The sequence below is a fragment of the Roseiflexus sp. RS-1 genome (assembly GCF_000016665.1).
GTDB lineage: Bacteria > Chloroflexota > Chloroflexia > Chloroflexales > Roseiflexaceae > Roseiflexus.
On record NC_009523.1, the window covers coordinates 396,904 to 411,476 of the forward strand.

Sequence of the window (14,573 nt, forward strand, 5' to 3'; positions counted from 1 at the left end):
CAATTAGCGCGCCCGGCGTGCCTGCAATGATGATTCATAGATAACGCTACGACGCGCAGTCATAATGAATGTTCATTCACAGCGCCGTCCATCGCTGGCTTCACCACCACAGGATATTACCGCTTCTTAACACATTTTTAGCATAATCGGTGTACAATATCCGCTACCATACGTGGCACTGAAAGGATGGATCAGCGACATTCAACATCCAGACGATGTTGACTCTGTCCGGCGACCACGCCTGCCGGTTCCAAAAGATCACCGCGCGGCGCCCGCAGTGATAGCCCGCACCTGCCGTCACTGCGAGCCTGCGGAGCGTTGCAATCTCCCTGCACAGCAGAATGCCACGTCGTGCTCGCAGTGACACACATAAGAGAATTGGCGCGTGACGGAGCGCGCGAAAGTGAGAACAGCATGCGGGATCATTACATCAAGCAACTGCAATCGGTGCACGACGATCTCCTTCGCATGGGGAGTCGCGTCGAACATCAACTTGCCGACGCTATCAAGGCGCTGGATCGGCTCGACATCGAACTGGCGCGCGAAATTGTTGCGCGTGATCGTGAGATTGACGCTGCACGCAACGCTATCGACGAGCATGTGTTCCAGTTGATCGCCACCCAACAACCGGTCGCCACCGATCTGCGCAGTCTGCTGGCAGCAATCGCAATTGCCGGTGAACTCGAACGTGCCGCCGACTATGCCAAGGGCATCGCCAAAAAAGTCGAGCGCAGCCTGCAAACGCCATCGATCATTGAAGCTCCGATGGAACTCCACCGCCTGGGGACGCTGGTTCAGACCATGTTGCACACCTGCCTGGACGCCTTTGTGCAACTTGATGTGACGCTGGCGCGCTCGCTCGGCGAAAAAGATCAGGAAATCGATGCCCTGGAAGACCGTGTGATCGAAACGTTGAAGAATGCAGCGCGCCAGGATCCGCGCAAACTCGACTGTGCGCTGCTCCTGATCGATACCGCGCATGTACTCGAACGTCTTGCCGATCGCACCACCAACATAGCGGAACGGGTCATTTTCATCGCTACCGCCAGGGCGGAGGAAATTAACACATGATGGACATGGCTCGCGCACACGTCTTCATTTCAGGTCGCGTTCAGGGAGTGAATTTTCGTGCCAGCGCACGTAATTACGCTCGTGAAGTCGGTGTCTCCGGGTGGGTGCGCAACCTGGAGGACGGGCGCGTCGAGGCAGTCTTTGAAGGTGAACGTTCGGCGGTGCAGAAGATGGTCAGCTGGTGCTACAGCGGTCCGTCGCATGCCCGCGTCGAAGCAGTGGACGTGCGCTGGGAGAAGCCAACCGGCGAAGAACGCGGTTTTTCGATTATCTGGTGAGTCGACATCCTGCGCCGATCGGTGGTTTATTCCTGAATAGAACACGGATGAGCACGGATGTGACGGATCGGCACGGAAGGAGTAGACCACGGATGGGCACGGATTATAAATGAAACATCCGTGCCCATCCGCTTAATCCGTGGCAATCCGTGATTTTTATGAATAGACCACGGATGGGCACGGATGTGACGGATCAGCACGGATTAAGAAAGAAAAACATCCGTAGCAATCCGCTTAATCCGTATATACCCGTGGTTTATTCCTAAACAGCACATGGATGAGCACGGATGCGACAGATCGGCACGGATTAAGAAAGAAAAACATCCGTGCCCATCCGCTCAATCCGTGGCAATCCGTGGTTTATTCCCAAAGAGACCACGGATTGGCCTGGTGCAGGAAACGCCGAACGTGCCCAGGCAAAAACCGGTCGGCAATACCATCAGGTCTCGATCACAGAATCGTAAGCGCTGCTCCCTGTCTATCCTACCATACGATCACCATTCAGGCGCGCCAGAAAAGGACTTTCGGGCGCTTTTTTTATTATGCGACAGTTGCTATGCTATGCCTGTCATTCGGCTATATTCGACCCGACAGGGAGCCTGCAATGAGCGAAGCGACTTCTCAACCCAACACCTACCACGCTGCAGCCGTCGGCATTCTCGACGTTCCATCCGCGAGTCGCCAGAACCTGCACCGCCGCCCGCACCTGCGCATGACGGGTCCGCTCGGCGGCGACTTTCGTCTGCCGATCCGGGTCATGCGTGAAATTCCCGGCAGCGAACTTCTTGATCACGCGCACCACGGCGCGCGCCTGCTGATCGAAGGGCGTCTGGAGTGGAACAAGTCGTCTGACGCCGCTGGGCTGCTGCCGACGCTCATCGCCGATGCAGTGCGTCCCGTGACCCCTGACGACGAAGAGGGGTGCGATGTCCGCCTGTGTGGCGAAGTCACCGCCCCGGCGCGCATCCGGCGCCATCCGTTGCGCCCCGGCATCGCCATGGCGCATGTGACCCTTCGCGTCCAGATACCACGCACGCGCGCAGCAAGTCGCGCAGTGATCACCGAAACGGTAGGGATTCCGGTCGTTATCCCGCTCAACCATCCCGACGCGCCGGCGCTCCTGCGCCCCGGCAACCGCGTCCTTGTCGAAGGGTTGCTGGAACAGGCGCCGTTGCCCCGCAACGGACCAGAGGTCGATCAGACGCTGGCAGACCTTGACGAAACGGCGAAGCAGCGCGCAACCTGGGCGATGACACCAGAAGAAACGCGCGCAGCCGAGCGGGACTACACCCGGCGCCGCTGGGAAGCGACCCACACCGTTATCTATCGGGTCGTTGCAGGATATGTCGAGTTGTTGAACGGTGCGCCCGCCACCATCCGCGAGGCGCGCGAACTGCGCCGCGCCGAACTTCAGCGTCGCGCGCAACGGCAGCAGTCGTCGTCATAAATCGTTGGTGACCGGCGGTCGGTTGTCCGGGCCGCCGAGACCAGGCCCGCCCACCAACTCCCCTCCCGTACCGGCGAGACGGTCGGCTGGCTTCGTATCACCGGCCCGGTTGGGGCCGGCAGCGAGTTCCTCGCTGCATTGCACCCTGACAACCCCATACCATATCTGGCTTTCTGATGCGCGTTGACGCGCGATTGACGCACACGCCTTCGGAAAGAACATCAATGGCGCGTCATGCGCCGGATTTCCTGCTTGTTCCTCTGTCGGTCACCGGTCGGTTCAGCCGCGACGCCTCGCGCGTCACTCGTATCCGCTGCGCCGCCCGGCGGCGCACCAGTCTCAGGAGGAAATCGCCCCCATACGCTTACCGTGTGGTGCGGCGCCACGACCATCACGCGGCAGCATGACGCTGCACTTATTGTCCATTTGCCCCCGCGCGGGACACACCAGCTTTCTGGAGTGTCCCGCACGGGACATACGGAACGTCGGTGTGCTCTGCGCTCCTGAATTCAAAAGGAGACAGCAATGATCATCCACGGCGTTCCGGTGTTCCCCACTGCTTTTCCGAATCGTGTCGTTCTGGGTTACGCGGATGACACCATCCGCATGGCAATGAATGTGCCAACGGACAGAGTGTTCTTTGAAGTGCTCTGTCACGGCTCACGGCCCAATAAGAACGGCAAAACGTATGCTGTTCCGTTTGTGACTGTACCCCTCCGGGGCGAACCGATCGATGCTCAGAAGTTGTTCGATATCATTCTCGCCTGCCGTGAGTATCGCCTGGGACAACCCGTGCGACTGCTTATGTGCTGGGTGGGATACGGTCCGGACTCGCTGGCACAGCAACTCGCAGACCTGCTGGGAACCGTTGTGCTGGCAGCAAATGAGCGCATTAACGTGAAAACGCTTGAGCCAAAAGATGGCGGCGTCTGGCTCACGTTCACCCCACGTTACTGGAAGTAATCTCAAATCCGAATGAACTGGTACAGAGACGTCACAGGAGGAGCGGTTTGCCGACCGCCCCTCCTCCTTACATTAGCAACGGTGAATTCAGGGTGCGATCACGACAATTGGTTCAGGGGGGAGATAACTGGAGCGGACATAGCAATCAATACTGGAGGAATATCCATGTACTTCGCCGATCTCCAACCTTATACGTGGTTTACCAGCAAGCGGTCGGGATACACCGCCCTGGCGGTCGGCTGGCTCGACTCGCTGTTTCCTTACACGATTGGTCCAACACCGCCAGCATTTCAGGAGCGTCTGCGCGAGCATTGTGCATGCGGCGTCCACGCTCCGATGCTTGGCTTCCACGAATGCGATTTTTGCGGGAAGTCTCATATCTTTCTGGAATATGGGAGTAAGAAGGTGATGACCAACAACGGTGAAATCTGGATTCTCGACGGAAACATTGTCTATGCTGCACCGGTCATGATCCACCACTACGTTACAGATCATAACTATCGACCGCCGCAGGTGTTTATTGATGCGGTTATGCGCTGCCCTCTGCCTTACGAAGCGGCATACCAGGAGATCATGCAATCGTGGGGAGAGACGACGTTCGATTATAGCCGTGATTACCCGTTCATATGTTCGATACGTACCCCATAACCAGCGTTGACATCCTCTGGTAAGCGCGGGAACACTTGTATCGGCATGCTGCCCGACCGTTTCAGGTTGGCGCTTCTGCCTGCGGATGGCGCGGGACCTGTGAGACCCGGCGTCTTGGGAGTAACTGCACTGCCGGAGGCGCCTCTGTTACTGCGCACGTTGCCGCCTGCGCGGAGGAGTGTTACGAAACGGTGAACGCAGCGCTGCGCCGATCCGCCCGACGAGCAGTGCGACCAGTTCACGCCGCAATGCCTGCCAGTCTTCTTTCGGTAACTGATTGTTCGCGGTATGCCCTGGATGGTACCGTTCGGCGACAAAAGCGCTGACGATCCGATCAATAGTGCGTTTCTGGCGGGGAATGCGTTCACCGATCAGCGCGCCATACTCATACGGCGTCGCATCGGGTGGCGCGTGCACGCCAGCCCACCCGGACAATCGCGTCAGACGCGCATAGGCGGTTGCGGCAGGTGACAGGCCGCGCACATCCCAGTGCAACCACAGCGCTCCGGCGCCGATCAGTGCTGTCAGGAATGCCAGCGATCCGCCGATCAGCGCCGCCAGGCGCAATCGCTCCTGCATGCGCTGCGCTTCGATCTCGCGCTGCAACGCATCCGCGTCGCTGATCGCCGGACCGGTATTGCGCTCGATCATTTCACGCAGCATGGCTTCCGGATCGCTCAGCGCACCTCCCAGGCCCCCGGTTGTCTCCGGTCGTTCAGCCGCATCTGCCGGCGGAAACGCCGGACGAACCGGCACACTGGCATACGGCGCTGGCGTTGGCTCGAAGCGCTGCCAGCCATAGCCGGGGAAGTACACTTCGGGCCAGCTATGGGCGATATTTTCGTGAACCAGGTACACCCGGCGATCCGGATCGAGTTCGCCGCCAGCATACCCCTGGACCCAACGCGCCGGAACGCCCCCGGCGCGCAGCAGCACCACCATTGCTGAAGCAAAATCGTCGCAGTAGCCGCCCGGCGCATCGAACAGGAACCAGTCGACCCAATCGCGGTCTTCCGGCGGCATCGGGCGCTGATCGTTGTACGGCAGGGTGCGGAGATACTCCTGGATTGCCAGCGCCTTGTCGTAAGGTGTGACCGCACCGGCATTGCGAACAATTGTTGCCGCCAGTTCGCGCACCCGTGGCGTCACCGTTTCGGGTAATTGCAGATACGACATGCGCACCCATTCCGGGTAACCGGTTCCGCTTTCGCGCAGGCTCTGCTCATCGACGGTCGAAAGATACGTGGCGACGGTGTAGGTTTGCGATGCCTCCAGCGGCGCTGCGGCGACAACCGTCGCCGTTTCGGTGAAATTGGGCAACAACTCGCCATCTATGTCGAGATACCCGTGCTGCATCAACACCGGCAAACTGGTCGAAGCCAGCGCTCCGCCGACCATCACCAGCCCGTCGGATCGCGTTTGCGCCAGTTCAAAGGTCGTCGTCACCAGCGTCCGTCCCCGCAGTTCAGGTTGTTCAAGCACTACGCCAGGCGCCAGCGGCGTGCGCGCGTCTTCAGCAGTCGTCACTCCCAGTGCGGCGCGCGCCCGTTCACCCACTGCGTTCTGCCACATCCGACCGGTGTAGCGGTCGAACGCGGTTGCGCGCCAGTAACTGTACTCACGGGATCGCACCGTCATCACCAGCGCCGTTCCCAACTGACGGGGACCGCCAACCCGCGCATTCCGGGTCAGAAACGCACCGGTCGTACCGGGTGGCGCATTGATCGTGCTGAATGCATCCTGCCATCCCTCGCGCAACGCTGTGATCGGTGCGCGAATGGTGCGCCAGAGGCGCGCCAGGTGTTCATTGTCCGGGCGGTTGGGCAGGAAGGCAGTGACAATCGCAAGCAGAATGAAGGTGACAAACGATGCCAGCAGCATGCGCGCCGGCAGAAAGTCGGGAAACTCAACGCGCGTTGCCCGCCAGAGACGCTGGTTTGCAACAATGTGCTGGTAGACGATCAGAAGCAGGGCAGCGATGAAAAAGAGAAAGAACAAACCGGTTGGTTTGGGCCAGGCGTAGGTGTAGTTGATCAGCATGATGCTGGCATTCAACCCAACCGCGATCCAGGCGCGTTGATGGCGGAATGTCAGCCACCCGGCGGCATACCCGACACCCCAGACAATCAGCGCCAGGGTGACGACGAACAGCACAATGTCCTCGCCGCGACCACCTGCCTGAAGCGTGCGTATCCAGATGAGCGCGCGTAGCACAACTTCCGCCGCATAATCGCCCCAGGTTACCAGGCGCTGCGCCTTCGTCGATCCAAACTCAGCCGCCGCCTGCGCACCAATCACTGGACTGATCTGACGGATAACAAACACAAGACCGGGGAGCGATGCCAGCGGATGCGCCAGCCACGCTGGCATCCATGAGACGCGGGCGAAGATCATACCGGTAACGAGCGCCGTCAGACCGATCCCGGTCAGCATGGTGAGACCATCCGCCCAGTTGGCGACTTCGAGGCTGCGCGTCACGCTCCAGGTGATAGTGACGGTCAGCAGAAACGGGATCACGAGCGATCCGATCTCGAGACGCGCAAACCAGGAACGCGATGGGGTCTCATTCGGAACGGTGGCAACCGGGAAACTCATAGCCCGAATATCGCTTTCGCATTGCGCCACACGGCATCAACCAGCGCATCGAGCGGCATTTCGCGCAGCACAGCAAGACGTTCGGCAATCAGACGAACATTGGCGGGTTCGTTACGCTTTCCACGCAAGGGGTGCGGCGCCAGATAGGGGCTGTCGGTTTCGGTGAGAAGCCGGTCGAGCGGGGTGCGTCGCACCACCTCGTGCAGATCGACGGCTTTCGGGAAGGTGACCGGACCACTGAAGGAGAGAGAGAAGCCAATCTCCAGGCAGTGCTCAGCATACCTCCAGTCGCCGGAGAACGAGTGCATAACGCCGGTCAGACCACGCGCCGCATCGCGTAACACGCGGATCGTATCATCATGCGCATCGCGGCTGTGAATAACGACGGGCAATCCCAGTTCACGCGCCAGATCGAGTTGCGCCCGGAAACAGGCTTCTTGCTGAGCGGCCGGAGCTGCATTCCAGTAGTAATCCAGACCGATCTCGCCAATGGCGACGACCTTCGGTTGCCCTGCCAGCGCACGCACCTGATCGAGCCAGTCGTCCGGCAATTCGGCCACATGGTTCGGCTGCACGCCGACAACCGCGTAGATCGGTTCGTGCTGCGCCGCAAGGGCAACCGCAGCGCGCGACGTTGCCAGGTCGTAGCCAATTTCTACGATCCGCACAACCCCGGCAGCTGCGGCGCGAGCCAGAACAGCGCCGCGATCCGCATCGAACTGAGCCAATCCAAGATGAGCATGCGTGTCGATAAAGTGTGTTGCATCCATCGCGTCTGGTATTGTACCATGCAGACGGTCGTCTTCGCCGACCGACTGAGCCGTGATACAATAGCGCCATGCAACACCAGGTCTGCATCCTGATCGTCGAAGATGATCCGACGATCGCCAGTCTTGTTGGGATCGTCCTGCGCGAAGCCGGCTACCGGACGTTACACGCCGACACTGCTGCCGACGCTCTTCGGCTCGCCGAAACAAACCCCTTTGACCTTGTGGTGCTGGACTGGATGCTCCCCGACACACCGGGGGTTCAGATCTGCACTGCCTTGAAAGAGCGAGCGGGACGGCGGTTTCTTCCCATTCTGATGTTGACCGCCAAAGGCGAACTCTCCGACCGGGTCACAGCGCTCGATGCCGGTGTCGATGACTATCTGAGCAAGCCATTCTATATTGAGGAACTGATGGCGCGCGTGCGGGCGCTGCTCCGCATTCGCGCAGCGGAAAACGAACGCGACGCTGCGATGGCGGCGCTCGAAGCGCAAAATGATGCACTGCGCGTTGCCAATGAGCAATTGCGAACCATGCAGGCGCAACTTGTTCAGAGCTCGAAACTCGCCGCTCTGGGTGAGATCGTTGCTGGCGTGGCGCATGAACTGAACAATCCGCTCGCGATCATCCTCGGCAACGCCGAACTGCTATCACCGCAACACGATCCGGAGGATCAACGATCAGTCGCGCAGATCATCGAAAGCGCCAAGCGCGCCCGCCGTGTCGTTCAGAGTCTGGCAACCTTCGCCCGTCGCGGACCGATGGCAAAAGAGTGGACGTCGCCGACCGATCTGATCGAGCGCGTGCTCGATCTCAAACGGGCTGCTCTGCGATCTTCCGGCATCGCCCTCGAAGTTGTCTGTTCGTCCGATCTCCCGATGATCTGGGTCGATATTCCACAGATGCAACAGGTTCTGCTCAATCTTCTTCACAATGCTGAGTATGCTCTGGCTGGCATGCCCGCGCCGCAGGTGTGGTTGACGGTCGTGCGCGGACACGCTGAAAAACCGCCGTTGCCCCCGGCGCAAGCCGCCAGTGCTGGCGGCGCATTCGTGTGCTTCGATGTTGCCGATAACGGACCGGGCATTCCCGATCATGTCATCGAGCGATTGTTCCAGCCATTCGTCACCACCCGCCCTCCCGGTCGGGGATCGGGACTGGGTCTGGCGATAGCATACGGCATTGTGACCGGGCATGGCGGTCAGATCCTGATCAATACGCAAGCGGCTCAAGGAACCGCTGTGCGGGTCGCACTGCCGGTCGATCCGCCGGAGAGCGTTTCGGGGCAGGAATGATGATTTCCCTGGTGCAGCAGCAACACTGTGTGCGTTGTCCAGCGCTTGTCGCCAGTCGGCGGCGCATCGTTCATGGCTACGGCGACGTGATGAGCGGCATCGTCTTTATCGGCGAAGCGCCGGGGCGTCACGGCGCCGATCAGACAGGCATTCCGTTTTGGGGTGACCGCTCAGGACGCATCTTGCGCCGTATGCTGGTCCGCATGGGTCTCGCCAGCGACGAAACCGCGACAGCGTCGCTGCGGTGTTTCATCACCAATACGGTGCGCTGCTGTCCACCGGGAAACCGCACCCCCACGGCTGCAGAAGTGCAAGCCTGTCGTGAATGGTTGGACACTGAACTCGATGCGATCAAACCACGTCTGCTCGTTCCGGTTGGGCGCATTGCGCTCCAGGAGGTGGGCAAACGGTATCTGGAAGGTGCGCCGGGCGCCATCCGCACGCTCCACGCAACCGTACTTCGCGGCAGAGAGGTCACCATCCTGCCCATGATGCACCCGGCGCGCATCAGTCGTGTCGATGCTGAAGCGTTCATTGCGGCAATGCAGCCGCTCGTTGACGGAAGGAATGAACCATGAACTTTGATCTGACTCCTGAACATCAGCGTATTCGCGCAGAAGTACGACGCTTCGCCGAGCAGGAGATTGCTCCACGCGCCCGTCACGTCGATGAGACGGGAGAGTTCCCGGCAGCAACCCTGCGAAAAATGGCGGAACTGGGTCTGATGGGTTTGCCGTTCCCTGAAGAGTATGGGGGCGCCGGCGCCGACAGTATTTCGACGGCGATTGCAATCGAAGAGGTTGCCCGCGCCTGCGGCTCTACAGCGCTGATTTACTCCGCGCATCTTGGGCTGGGGTGTGCGCCGATTGCCATGTTCGGCACCGAGGAACAGAAACGACGCTTTTTGCGACCGGCCGCCGAGGGACGGCATTTAGGCGCATTTGCGCTAACAGAACCGCACGCCGGTTCTGATGCTGGCGCCACCCGCACAACCGCGCGGCTCGAAAACGGAGAGTGGGTGATCAACGGCGCGAAGATGTGGATTACAAGCGCCTCGGTTGCCGGGCATCTGATTGTCACGGCGGTGACCGATCCGGGGGAGCGCCACTCGATCAGCGCTATTATTGTGCCCGCCGGAACGCCGGGGTTGAGTTTTGGCAAACCGGAAGCCAAGATGGGGTTGCGTGGCTCAATCACGAATGCGGTGACCTTCGAGGACGTGCGGGTGCCTGAAGAGAATCTGCTGGGACGACGCGGGCGCGGTTTGCAGCAGTTCCTGGCTGTGCTCGACGGTGGGCGCATTGGGATCGGAGCGATGGCAATCGGGCTGGCGCAGGCGGCGTTCGAGATTGCATCCGCCTATGCGCGTGAACGTACTGCCTTTGGCAAACTCATCGGCGCTTACGAGTCGGTCTCGAACATGATCGCCGACATGGCGGTGGGGCTGGAAGCGGCGCGATTGCTGGTGTATCAGGCGGCGTGGTTGAAAGACCAGGGACGCCAGTACAGCCGTGAGGCGGCGATTGCCAAACTGTACGCCTCGGAGGTTGGCGAGAAAATCTGCCGCGACGCTATTCAGGTGCTCGGCGGGTACGGCTACAGCAGCGAATATCCGCTCGAACGCATCTACCGCGATCAGCGCCTGCTTACCATCGGCGAAGGAACGTCGGAAATCCTGCGTGTGGTGATCGCCCGCCAGATTCTGGGAGAGTTCGTTGGACGGTGATATAGAGTGGAAAGTTGGGAGGTGGAAGGTTGGATAGGGGTTCTCAAAGTTCTCATCTTTTACTCCTGTGAGGGCGAACGCCAATGCGGGCTGCACGGCAATCACCCGTTGCGCATCAGGAAGGTGCCAATAGTCCATGCGCGGGCTAGACCGAATAATGCTTGATCCCGTTGCAAAACGTACCGCCGAGACGCCGGGTGCGCAGAGATTGCGATCGATCGCCTCTGAGTCCGCTGCGTCTCGGCGGTGACATGACGGTTTTGCAGGAGACTCATTCTTAAGCCTCACTATCCCTACGCCAGGCGCTCGAAGCGCGCCTGGAAGAAGCGCAGATACTTCGGTTCGTACACCATGCGTAGCCCGCGCGTCTGTTCACGTGCATCGTAGACCGCCTTCACCGCTTCGGCGACCACATCCATGTGCGCCTGGGTGTAGACGCGGCGTGGGATGGTGAGGCGCGTGAGTTCCAGTTTCGGGTAGTAGTGATCGCCGGTTTTCGGATCGCGCCCGGCGCTGGCAATCCCCCGTTCCATCGCCCGGATGCCCGAATCGAGGTAGAGTTCGGCGGCCAGCGTTTGCGCTGGAAATTCGTGCTGCGGAATATGCGGGTAGAAACGGCGCGCATCGAGAAAGATGGCATGCCCGCCGACCGGTTGCACAATCGGGATGTTCCAGTCGGTCAGCAGTTCGCCCAGGTAGCGCACCTGCCCGATCCGCGCCCGGATGTAGTCGTCCTGCACCGACTCTTCGATGCCCACGGCGATCGCTTCCATGTCGCGCCCCGCCAGCCCGCCGTAGGTGTGCAACCCTTCGTAGACTACCACCAGGTTGCGCAGTTCATCGAACAGGTCGGCATCGTTGACCGCCACCCATCCGCCGATGTTCACCAGGCTGTCCTTTTTGGCGCTCATCCATGCGCCGTCGGTGTAGGAGCAGAACTCCTTCAGGATGGCGGCAATTGGCGTCTGCGCGTACCCTTCTTCGCGCTCCTGGATGAAGAAGGCATTTTCGACCATGCGCGTTGCGTCGAGGAAGATGCGGATGCCGTACCGGTCGCACAATGCGCGCAGCGCCCGCACATTCGCCATACTCACCGGTTGCCCGCCAGCCATGTTCACCGTGCCCGCCAGACTGACGTAGGCGATGTTCTGCGCTCCTTCGCGCCGGATCAGCGCCTCCAGTTTGTCGAGATCGACATTCCCCTTGAAAGGATGCAGGTGTTGCGGATCGTGCGCTTCGTCGATAATGACATCGACGAAGATGCCGCCCGCCAGTTCCTGGTGCAGCCGCGTGGTGGTGAAGTACATATTGCCGGGCACATACTGTCCGGGACGAATGGCAGCGCGACTGATCAGGTGCTCTGCGCCGCGCCCCTGATGTGTCGGGACGACGTAGCGGTAGCCGTAGTACTGCTGCACTGTCGCTTCGAGGCGGTAGAAATTGCGACTGCCAGCATACGCTTCATCGCCCAGCATGATGGCGGCCCACTGGCGATCGCTCATCGCGTTGGTGCCGCTATCGGTCAGCAGATCGATGTACACATCCTCCGAACGGAGCAGGAACGTGTTGTACCCGGCTTCCGCCAGGGCGCGCTCACGCTCCTCTCGGCTGATCACCCGCAGCGGCTCGACCATCTTGATCTTCCACGGTTCAGCCCAGGAGCGCCTGCCGAACTGCTGACCCATGGTTTGCGGAACGGGGTGCGTCATGTGTTCGCCTCCTTGCGATGCTGTTACGCCGTTGTATGATAGATGCGCTCGTGCAGAACGCCGATGTACGGCAGATTGCGGTACTTTTCATCAAAATCGAGACCATACCCGACAACGAACTCGTTCGGGATGTCGAACCCCAGATAATCGATCGGGATGTCCGCCCGGCGGCGCTCCGGTTTGTTGAGCAGTGCGCAGATGCGCAGACTCGCCGGGTTGCGGCGCAGCAGATGCCCACGGAGATAGGCCAGCGTCAGTCCGCTATCGATGATGTCTTCAACGATCAGCACGTGACGCCCGGCGATGTCGGTGTCGAGGTCTTTCAGCATGCGCACGACACCGCTCGACTCGGTTGTTTTGCCATAACTCGATGTGGCGATGAAGTCCATGCCGAGCGGGAGATCGATGGCGCGCGCCAGATCGACCATAAACATCGCGCACCCTTTCAGGACCCCGACCAACAACAGATCGCCAAGTGGTCGATAATCTGTGGTGATCTGCGCTCCCAGGGCGCGTACCCGTTCCTGGATCTGTTCCGCCGTGAGCAAGATTTTTGCCATATCGTCGTGCATGGAGTGCTCCTTTACAACAGCAATGCCTCCCGGCTCGTCTTCGTCGGATATGCCCTCGATCCACAAATGAAGCGCTGCCTGTCCTGTCGATGCTCCGACTCCTTCCGCCACACCGATGCCCGGTAGCCAGACGATTCGTTCACCGCTGGCAACCAGGGGCCACTCAGCCCGCAGTGCGCGCGGTATCTTCGCATCGACCATAATGTCCTGAATGCGGCGCGTTCCGCGCCCGCCCACCGGTCGCATGCGGTCGCCGGGGCGTCGCCGACGAACGGTGAGCGGCGCAGCGCATGCGGCAGCGTCGAGAAAGACCTCCCAGCGACTCGATGGCGCTGCCGGGCGATAGTCAGCACAGAGCGCCCGTCCGCCGTGCAGTTCGATACAACCAGGAACGGTCAGGGTCGTTTCGATGACAGGCAGGCGCAGACCCTCTCCCGGCGCCGGTTCGCCGCGTATGATACCAAATCCGCCATCATAGTCGGTCACCAGCGCGACGCCGCCCGGCAATTCGATCCGTCGCCCGACGCTGCGCCCAACGGACTCGCAGGCGCGCATGACGTCATCGTAGCCGAGGGTGTCGCTGCCGCCGATCAGGGTGTATGCCCGGCGGATCGCAGCGTGCTGAAGCGCCGGATGCAGATCGCGCCAGCGGCGTCCATCGAAGGACAGGCGATCCGTCTGCACGGTGGTCAGAGCATCCCATACACGGTCGAGTTCTTGCTCGATGAAGTCAGCAGTTTCGGCGCAGGCGGATGCTGTGCGTCCCAGCGCTGCGACGATCTGCGGGTTCAGCGTCGCCAGGGTGGGCAGCACATCCTGACGGATGCGCGTCCGCAGGTAGCGCCGGTCAACATTCGATGGATCGCGGCGCGGCACAAGCCCATGTTCGACGCAGTACGTCTCGATGTCGGCGCGTGCGACATGCAGCAGCGGACGGATGAGGCGCGGCGCGTGCTCGTCTTTCGGCAACGCAGCAAGATCGTCATCGTCCATGTCACCAATCACGCGCCATTCCCCCCACGCGACCACCGGGCGAATGCCGCGCAACCCTTCGACACCGGCGCCGCGCACCAGATGCAGCAACACTGTCTCCGCCTGATCATCGGCGTGGTGCGCCGTTGCCACTGCCTGCGCGCCGATGGTCAGCGCCACCCGCGCCAGCAGGCGGTAACGCGCCAATCGCCCTGCGGCGTGCAGATTAAGGTTGCGTTCCACTGCCAGCGCGCGCACATCGACCGCCTCAACGGTTGCAGCAATCCCCAGGCGTTCCGCAGTCTCCGCCACGAACGCCGCTTCTGCCGCCGATTGTGCGCCGCGCAACCGGTGGTCGAGGTGAACGACATGCAATGTGCACATCAGTTCGGCACACAGGTTCGCCAGCACATCCAGCAGGCACAACGAGTCTGGTCCTCCAGACACCGCAACGACGACCGGCTTACCGGGCGCGATCATGCGATAACGGCGGATCGTTGCGCGCACACTATCGGTGAGCGAAGGCATGG

13 protein-coding genes and 1 pseudogene are annotated in these 14,573 nt (G+C 60.7%); 9 read left to right on the forward strand and 5 right to left on the reverse strand.

Features of this window, described 5'->3' with window-relative positions:
• Positions 1-414: 414 nt before the first annotated feature.
• The 6 genes from phoU to ROSERS_RS01640 all read left to right on the forward strand — a co-directional run bounded on the left by phoU (position 415) and on the right by ROSERS_RS01640 (position 4,407).
• A complete protein-coding gene (gene phoU / locus ROSERS_RS01615; protein WP_011955099.1) occupies positions 415-1,071 on the forward strand; it encodes a phosphate signaling complex protein PhoU in 657 nt (218 codons plus the stop codon).
• On the forward strand, positions 1,071-1,349 hold the full coding sequence (locus tag ROSERS_RS01620) for an acylphosphatase (protein ID WP_041334600.1): 279 nt from the start codon (positions 1,071-1,073) through the stop codon (positions 1,347-1,349). Before phoU ends, ROSERS_RS01620 begins: the two co-directional genes overlap by 1 nt.
• A gap of 604 nt (positions 1,350-1,953) precedes the next feature.
• Positions 1,954-2,796, forward strand: a complete 843-nt coding sequence (locus ROSERS_RS01625) for a hypothetical protein (protein ID WP_011955101.1) — start codon at positions 1,954-1,956, stop codon at positions 2,794-2,796.
• Between the two features lie 224 nt (positions 2,797-3,020).
• Positions 3,021-3,203 carry a hypothetical protein gene (locus ROSERS_RS25695; RefSeq protein ID WP_157040921.1) on the forward strand — a complete coding sequence of 61 codons (183 nt, stop codon included), beginning with the start codon at positions 3,021-3,023 and terminating at the stop codon, positions 3,201-3,203.
• Between the two features lie 118 nt (positions 3,204-3,321).
• Positions 3,322-3,759 carry a hypothetical protein gene (locus ROSERS_RS01635; protein WP_011955102.1) on the forward strand — a complete coding sequence of 146 codons (438 nt, stop codon included), beginning with the start codon at positions 3,322-3,324 and terminating at the stop codon, positions 3,757-3,759.
• A gap of 165 nt (positions 3,760-3,924) precedes the next feature.
• Positions 3,925-4,407, forward strand: a complete 483-nt coding sequence (locus tag ROSERS_RS01640; protein ID WP_011955103.1) for a DUF7919 family protein — start codon at positions 3,925-3,927, stop codon at positions 4,405-4,407.
• Between the two features lie 147 nt (positions 4,408-4,554).
• Here ROSERS_RS01640 and ROSERS_RS01645 read toward each other — a convergent pair whose 3' ends face one another.
• Both ROSERS_RS01645 and ROSERS_RS01650 read right to left on the reverse strand, forming a co-directional pair.
• Positions 4,555-7,002: a DUF4129 domain-containing transglutaminase family protein gene (locus ROSERS_RS01645; protein WP_011955104.1), complete on the reverse strand. Its 2,448-nt coding sequence runs from the start codon at positions 7,000-7,002 to the stop codon at positions 4,555-4,557.
• Positions 6,999-7,772, reverse strand: a complete 774-nt coding sequence (locus tag ROSERS_RS01650; RefSeq protein ID WP_011955105.1) for a TatD family hydrolase — start codon at positions 7,770-7,772, stop codon at positions 6,999-7,001. Before ROSERS_RS01650 ends, ROSERS_RS01645 begins: the two co-directional genes overlap by 4 nt.
• 68 nt (positions 7,773-7,840) lie before the next feature.
• On the opposite strand from ROSERS_RS01650, the gene ROSERS_RS01655 reads away from it, so the two are divergent.
• Genes ROSERS_RS01655 through ROSERS_RS01665 form a run of 3 tightly spaced genes read left to right on the forward strand, consistent with a single transcriptional unit; the run spans position 7,841 to position 10,790 of the window.
• A complete protein-coding gene (locus ROSERS_RS01655) occupies positions 7,841-9,064 on the forward strand; it encodes a sensor histidine kinase (RefSeq protein ID WP_011955106.1) in 1,224 nt (407 codons plus the stop codon).
• Positions 9,061-9,642, forward strand: a complete 582-nt coding sequence (locus ROSERS_RS01660; protein ID WP_011955107.1) for a uracil-DNA glycosylase — start codon at positions 9,061-9,063, stop codon at positions 9,640-9,642. The genes ROSERS_RS01655 and ROSERS_RS01660 overlap by 4 nt, the downstream gene beginning before the upstream one ends.
• Positions 9,639-10,790: an acyl-CoA dehydrogenase family protein gene (locus ROSERS_RS01665; protein ID WP_011955108.1), complete on the forward strand. Its 1,152-nt coding sequence runs from the start codon at positions 9,639-9,641 to the stop codon at positions 10,788-10,790. The genes ROSERS_RS01660 and ROSERS_RS01665 overlap by 4 nt, the downstream gene beginning before the upstream one ends.
• Positions 10,791-11,083: 293 nt before the next feature.
• On the opposite strand, the gene ROSERS_RS01670 is transcribed toward ROSERS_RS01665, so the two are convergent.
• From ROSERS_RS01670 to tilS, 3 genes and pseudogenes are all read right to left on the reverse strand, one after another.
• The gene (locus ROSERS_RS01670; protein ID WP_011955109.1) at positions 11,084-12,499 is read right to left on the reverse strand and encodes a tyrosine phenol-lyase; all 1,416 of its coding nucleotides are present in this window, start codon (positions 12,497-12,499) and stop codon (positions 11,084-11,086) included.
• 23 nt (positions 12,500-12,522) lie between these two features.
• A complete protein-coding gene (hpt, locus tag ROSERS_RS27265; RefSeq protein WP_041334607.1) occupies positions 12,523-13,071 on the reverse strand; it encodes a hypoxanthine phosphoribosyltransferase in 549 nt (182 codons plus the stop codon).
• 78 nt (positions 13,072-13,149) lie between these two features.
• A pseudogene (gene tilS, locus ROSERS_RS27245) lies at positions 13,150-14,571 on the reverse strand (tRNA lysidine(34) synthetase TilS); the annotation flags it as partial.
• Positions 14,572-14,573 lie beyond the last annotated feature (2 nt).